The sequence below is a fragment of the Paenibacillus sp. CFBP13512 genome, assembly GCF_005233705.1.
Classification (GTDB): domain Bacteria; phylum Bacillota; class Bacilli; order Paenibacillales; family Paenibacillaceae; genus Saccharibacillus; species Saccharibacillus nuruki.
Window position 1 is genome coordinate 204,788 of the sequence record NZ_QGAD01000010.1, and the last position, 6,090, is coordinate 210,877.

General features: G+C 42.4%; 5 protein-coding genes. All 5 read left to right on the forward strand.

Going from position 1 to position 6,090, the window contains the following annotated elements; genetic code table 11:
* The first annotated feature begins 41 nt into the window (after positions 1–41).
* On the forward strand, positions 42–1,571 hold the full coding sequence (locus PaeCFBP13512_RS15680) for a phytoene desaturase family protein (protein ID WP_241669402.1): 1,530 nt from the start codon (positions 42–44) through the stop codon (positions 1,569–1,571).
* Positions 1,558–2,955, forward strand: a complete 1,398-nt coding sequence (locus tag PaeCFBP13512_RS15685; RefSeq protein WP_137224324.1) for an aldehyde dehydrogenase family protein — start codon at positions 1,558–1,560, stop codon at positions 2,953–2,955. Before PaeCFBP13512_RS15680 ends, PaeCFBP13512_RS15685 begins: the two co-directional genes overlap by 14 nt.
* A gap of 50 nt (positions 2,956–3,005) precedes the next feature.
* Positions 3,006–4,535, forward strand: a complete 1,530-nt coding sequence (locus PaeCFBP13512_RS15690) for a phytoene desaturase family protein (RefSeq protein WP_137224327.1) — start codon at positions 3,006–3,008, stop codon at positions 4,533–4,535.
* Between the two features lie 21 nt (positions 4,536–4,556).
* Complete coding sequence (locus PaeCFBP13512_RS15695; protein ID WP_241669403.1) at positions 4,557–5,660, forward strand: glycosyltransferase; 1,104 nt, start codon at positions 4,557–4,559, stop codon at positions 5,658–5,660.
* A gap of 88 nt (positions 5,661–5,748) precedes the next feature.
* Positions 5,749–6,027 carry a hypothetical protein gene (locus tag PaeCFBP13512_RS15700; RefSeq protein WP_137224333.1) on the forward strand — a complete coding sequence of 93 codons (279 nt, stop codon included), beginning with the start codon at positions 5,749–5,751 and terminating at the stop codon, positions 6,025–6,027.
* The last annotated feature ends 63 nt before the right edge of the window (positions 6,028–6,090 follow it).

Here is a 6,090-nt window from a genome sequence, read left to right on the forward strand (position 1 = left end):
ATGTGCCGGCTTGGCGCAACAATGAACACCATTCTTGATTGATGGAAGGAGAAACAAGACAAGTGAAAACGACAAACAAAAACGTAGTGGTTATCGGAGGCGGACTTGGAGGACTGTCAGCTGCAATTTCGCTGGCACAGGCAGGATATGAGGTATCTTTATATGAAAAAAACAATCACATCGGAGGGAAGTTGAACCGACTGGACCAAGACGGTTTCGGTTTTGATTTGGGCCCGTCTATTCTGACAATGCCTCAAGTGTTTGAGAATTTGTTTGCTGCCAGCGGCAAATCAATGAAGGACTATGTGCAGATCGAAAAGCTGAATCATCAATGGCGTTCCTTTTTTCCTGATGGAAACATCATCGACTTATATGAAAATCTACAGGACATGAAGGAGAAGAACGACTCCCTGAGTGAAAAAGATATACGCGAGTATCAGGATCTGCTTGAATATTCCAAAAGGATCTACAATATGACGGACAAAACCTATTTTAAGCATGGTGTAGATAACATAAGAGAAATTATGAAGCATACGAGTCTGTTTGGTGCGTTAAAAAATTTCGATTTGTTTTCTACTGTTCATGGAGCAATCGACAAGCGGATCAGCAATAAACAATTGCGCGATATGCTGTCTTACTTCATCAAATATGTAGGTTCTTCGCCTTACGACGCACCGGCCGTTTTGAATATGATGATTTACATGCAACATGATCAGGGATTATGGTATGTACCCGGTGGATTGAATAAACTGGGAAACGGTTTGGTGAAGCTGGCTGAAGAAGTGGGAGTTCATTTCCATCTCGGGACACCCATCGTCAAACTCGAAAAAAACAATAACGAAATCACGGGAGCTTTTTTGGAAGACGGAACAAAGCTGACTGCGGATTATTACGTTTCCAATATGGAGGTCATCCCGGTTTACGAACGGTTACTGGATGAAGACAGCCGCTTTGTAGACAAATTAAAGAAAAAATTCGAACCGGCCAGTTCTGGTCTTGTTTTGCATTTAGGCGTGAAAAAAAGCTACCCTCAGCTTCACCATCATAATTTCTTTTTTGCGGAAAATATGAAGCAGCAAATGCAATCCATTTTCCATGAACATACCCTGCCGGAGGATCCGGTTATTTACTTGGTTAATGTTAATAAAACCGATCCGTCGCAAGCTCCTGAAGGACATGAAAATATCAAAGTATTGCCCCATATTCCTTACATACGGGATCAGAAACCATTTACTCAGCAGGACTATGAACAATTTGCCGAGCGAGTTCTGATCAAATTGGAAAAAATGGGCTTACACGATCTGCGAGCTAATATCGTGACCAGAGATATGTGGACACCAGAAGATATCAGAAAGATGTATGGCTCTGACCGCGGTGCTATTTACGGAACGGTATCAAATCGTAAAAAAAATAAAGGATTCAAGCATGCCAAACAAAGCGAACGCTATAACAATCTATATTTTGTAGGCGGAACGGTAAACCCGGGCGGCGGAATGCCGATGGTTACGTTAAGCGGCCAGCTGGTCAGCAAAAAAATTGTGCAGAGGGATGTTTCACATGCCGGACAATGAAAATCATTTTCTGAAGACCTTGCCTGAAAAGCAGCGTGAAGAATTACTGCGCCAAGGCAGCCCTTCAAACGAGATGCGTAAAAAACAGCTTTTAAAGCTGAAAAATATTCTTGTGGAACGCGAAAAAGAATTAACGGATGCGCTTTATTCCGATTTGGGTAAACCGGCATTTGAATCTTTTTCATCGGAGATTGCCGTTCTGTTGAATGAAATCGATTACGTCTGCAAGCATATCAATAAATGGAATCGTACCCGAGGTTCCCGGTACTTGAAATTAGGCTATATCGAATCACTCCGAAAAAAGAGACACCCGTACGGAAGTGTACTGGTTATCGGTTCATGGAATTATCCGGTCCAGCTTACCCTAATGCCTGTGATCGGAGCTATCGCGGGAGGGAACTCTTGTATTATCAAGCCGTCCGAATATGCGCCGGCAGTAGCCGAGCTGCTAAAAGAAATCATCAATCAGGTATTTCCGCTTGAACAACTGCACGTGGTAACAGGAGATTCGCAAACCGCCAGCCTGCTGACTACAGCATCGTTTGATCTAATTTTTTTCACAGGCAGCGGGCAAACTGGTAAGCGGGTGGCGGATCAGGCAGCCAAGCAGCTCACGCCAGTAATTTTGGAACTCGGCGGGAAAAACCCGTGTATCCTTGACGAAACGGGATTTTCGGCAGCCGCTGTTAAGGACATTGTATGGGGGAAATTCATCAATGCTGGCCAAACTTGTATTGCGCCGGATACCCTTTTTGTTCAGCGCTCCGTTTACGAAAAAACGCTGGCTGAAATTTATACGGTGCTTTCTGATTTCTATGGGGAGCAGCCTCAGACAAGCAAAGATTATGGGCGAATCTGTACCGAAGCCCATTTTCAAAAAGTGATAAATTTTATCGAACAGGGCACAGTCCAGTATGGCGGTGCGTATGATCAAGCCGACCGGTTTATCGCTCCAACCGTGTTGACGGATATTGAGCCGGGAAGTTCCGTTCTGGAAGAAGAAATTTTCGGTCCGGTTCTTCCGGTTATTCCCTATACCGATTTGAATTCGTTATTATCCGGTGGCAGTCTTCAGCGCGATGCTCTTACTGGATACATATTCAGCACTGACAAACATCAGATTGGGCGATTTAACGAATATATGCGTTCCTCGACGATCAGCATTAATCAAGTCATTCATCATGCGGCGAGTCCCCATATTGCGTTTGGCGGAGTTGGCCAAAGCGGATACGGCGCTTACCATGGTAAAGCTGGGTTTTTGGCTTTTAGCTATGAAAAAACGAGCGTTCGAACGTACCATTATCTACGCTTTCCGGGCAAATTCCCACCTTATTCGGAACGAAACATGAAAGCTTTGAAGAAGTTGAGAAAGAGGATTCTGTAAACGATCGGTATCGGAACAAAGAAAATAGGATGTGGAAATGAGGATTTTGTATGAGTAAAAAGGTAATTGTCATCGGAAGCGGGGTGGCGGGTCTTGCCTCTGCCATCAGGCTTCAGGCTGCTGGCTACCAAGTAGAAATTTACGAAAAAGGTTTGACACCCGGTGGTAAAATGAACCGGATCGAACTGGACGGAGGATACAAATTCGATTTGGGACCTAGCATCGTAATGATGCCAGAAATCTATCGGGAACTATTTGAAGTGTGCGGCCGCGACCCGGACGATTATATTCCTATGGAAAAACTAGATCCGATTTATCGGGCTTATTTTAGTGATATTCCTGATGAGCCTTTTGACATTTCCTCCGATATGACCAAGCTGACCAAAACGATCGAAGCGATCAGTGAAGAAGATACAGCAGGCTTTTTTCGGTATCTGCATGAAATTTATCAAAAATTCATCATTGCTAAAAATTATATTCTTCCCAGACCTTTCCGTAAAAGGAGTGACTTTTATAACCTCCCAATGCTGAAAAAGGCAATAAAATTAAAACCTTACGATACCGCAGATAAATTTGTCGGTCGGTATATCAAGAACAAAAGGCTCAGACAGATGATCAGCTTTCAAACGTTATATATCGGCATTTCACCTCTGACTAGCCCTTCTTTTTATACAATGATTCCGATGCTTCAATTTTTATATGGAGTATGGTTTATTAAGGGCGGGATGTATACGATGGCTTTATCGATGGAAAGGCTCTTCAAAGAGCTTGGAGGAATCATTCATTACGGCCAAGATGTACAGCAGATATCTATTCAAAATCAAAAAGCGGAAGGGATTGTCGTGAACCGACAAAACATTTCTTCGGACTATGTTGTTTGCAACGCAGACTTTCCTTATGCGATCAAACATCTGGTACAAGACAAGTCTGCCAAAGGACAGTATACCGACGAGAAAGTCGACAGCATGAAATATTCTTGCTCCTGTTTTTTGCTGTACCTCGGTATGAACCGCAAGTATGAAGAAACTGACCATGTGCATAATTTTATTTTCAATGAGGATATGGACCAGAATCTCAATGATATCTTTGATGGAAAAAAACTGACGAATGCTTCTTTTTACGTGTATATTGCGTCAAAAGCAGATCCTTCCATGGCTCCTGAAGGAACAGATGGATTGTATATTCTGATGCCTGTATCAAATGCAACCGAATCCAATTATGAGTGGGACGAGGAGACGGTTACTTATTATCGCAGTTACATCTTAAATGAATTGAAAAAGATTCGTGGTTTTGAAAATGTGGATAATGAGATTGTGACCGAAACGCATATCACACCGCTGGATTTTAGTTCCAAGTTCAATGCGTATAATGGTGCTTCGTTTGGTTTGCAGCCTATTTTAAAACAAAGCAACCACTACCGTCCGCAAAGCAAAGCGAGCGATTGCGAAAATTTGTACTTTACTGGAAGCAGTACACATCCCGGCGCTGGCGTTCCAATCGTACTTCTGTCTGCCAAAATTGCCGCCCAAGAATTGATCCAAGATGATACAGGCAAGCTGTTTGATTATTCGGTGAAATAAAGAAAGGGGGCGAATGTTATAATGACTTTGGACATTATCAAACTAGCGATTGGATTCGGAACAGTGATAGTCGGCTTCCTTGTGTTCTGGTCGCTGCCTGTACCTCTTGCCTCCTCCAGGGGTGCAACCAATCTACCATTTCTATCTATTATTATTCCTGCTAGAAATGAAGAAAGCAGGATCGTGCCTTTACTGCGGTCCCTACAGGAGCAACGGTTTACCTCATTCGAAATTCTGGTTGTGGATGACGATTCATCGGACAAGACCGCTGCTGTAGCGGAAAGCTTCGGTGCAAAGGTGTTGCAGAACGAAGGAGCGGGTAAATCCTCAGCCTGCTGGTACGGCACCGAACAAGCTAAGGGAAGCTGGTTATTATTTTTGGACGCGGATACCAAATTCGAAAGCCCAGAGGGGCTAAACAAGCTGCTTCAGTTTTATCAGGAAAAGGGAGCCAGAGGTATTACAGCGCTGCAACCTTTTCATACGGTAGAGCGCTTGTATGAACATCTTTCTGTTATTTTTAACATTATCGTTGTAACCGGAATGAATCTGTTTACCATTTGGGGTTCGCGTTTTAAAACGGCCGGTTCGTTCGGTCCGTGTATTTTATGCAATCGCGATGATTATTTTTTGTCTGGAGGGCATAAGAAAATCGAAGGAGCCATCATGGATGATCTGGCACTAGGAGAGGCATTTCTTGAACAAAATCTTCCTGTACGCTGTCTGGGGGGGAAAGGTATTATATCTCTGCGCATGTATCCCGAAGGCATTGGCAGTCTGATCGAGGGCTGGTGTAAAAGTTTTGCCGTCGGTTCCAAATCGACGCATCCGGTGGTCATGTTCATGGTCATCTTATGGATATCCGGCAGTTTCATTGCTGCATCCGCTTTAGTTTCTTCCCTAATAGGATGGAATCCTGCTGCAATCCTGTTGAGCGGAATATTATATGTCCTGTATGCCATTCAAACAAGATGGTTTGCCGGCAGAGTCGGGGACTTCAAAAAAGCGATTTTTCTTGTTTACCCGATATGGTTTGCGTTTTTTATAGGCATCTATTTATATTCCTTTATCAGGGTGAATGTTTTCCGTTCCGTAAGTTGGAAAGGTCGCAAAATCAAAGTCTGAAGACTGCGTGATGTAAGCTAATTATTAAATAAATTTTTTTGGAGACCTCTTGTACATTTTTTGAACTTACAAGAGGTCTTTTTCTATAATGAACATAACAATTGAATATCAAGCTTCACCAAAGTCTAACAAGCCTTACCCAAATCATACAAATTTTGATTATTACAGATTAACCCCAAAAGATGGCGTCTTTGTAGCTGTGAAGTTCAATTCATCGGGTGATAACTATGTTGGATTGGATGTGGAGCAGGATGGAATAATGGTAATGTCCATTGAAAGATACAAAATTAAGCGTGGAGAGCGTAATATCTTTTTAGATACTTTACAAAAATTTCTAGTAGCTTTACATAGAAAAAATGATAAGTAATTTGCTAGAATTACTAGATGGATTAAATTAAAGAATAAATAAGTATTCTAATATAATAACTTT

Bases quoted from the DNA above. Each gene is read 5' to 3' on its own strand.
- PaeCFBP13512_RS15680 (WP_241669402.1), top strand. From the start codon at position 42: ATGGAAGGAGAAACAAGACAAGTGAAAACGACAAACAAAAACGTAGTG.
- PaeCFBP13512_RS15685 (WP_137224324.1), top strand. From the start codon at position 1,558: ATGCCGGACAATGAAAATCATTTTCTGAAGACCTTGCCTGAAAAGCAG.
- PaeCFBP13512_RS15690 (WP_137224327.1), top strand. From the start codon at position 3,006: ATGAGTAAAAAGGTAATTGTCATCGGAAGCGGGGTGGCGGGTCTTGCC.
- PaeCFBP13512_RS15695 (WP_241669403.1), top strand. From the start codon at position 4,557: ATGACTTTGGACATTATCAAACTAGCGATTGGATTCGGAACAGTGATA.
- PaeCFBP13512_RS15700 (WP_137224333.1), top strand. From the start codon at position 5,749: ATGAACATAACAATTGAATATCAAGCTTCACCAAAGTCTAACAAGCCT.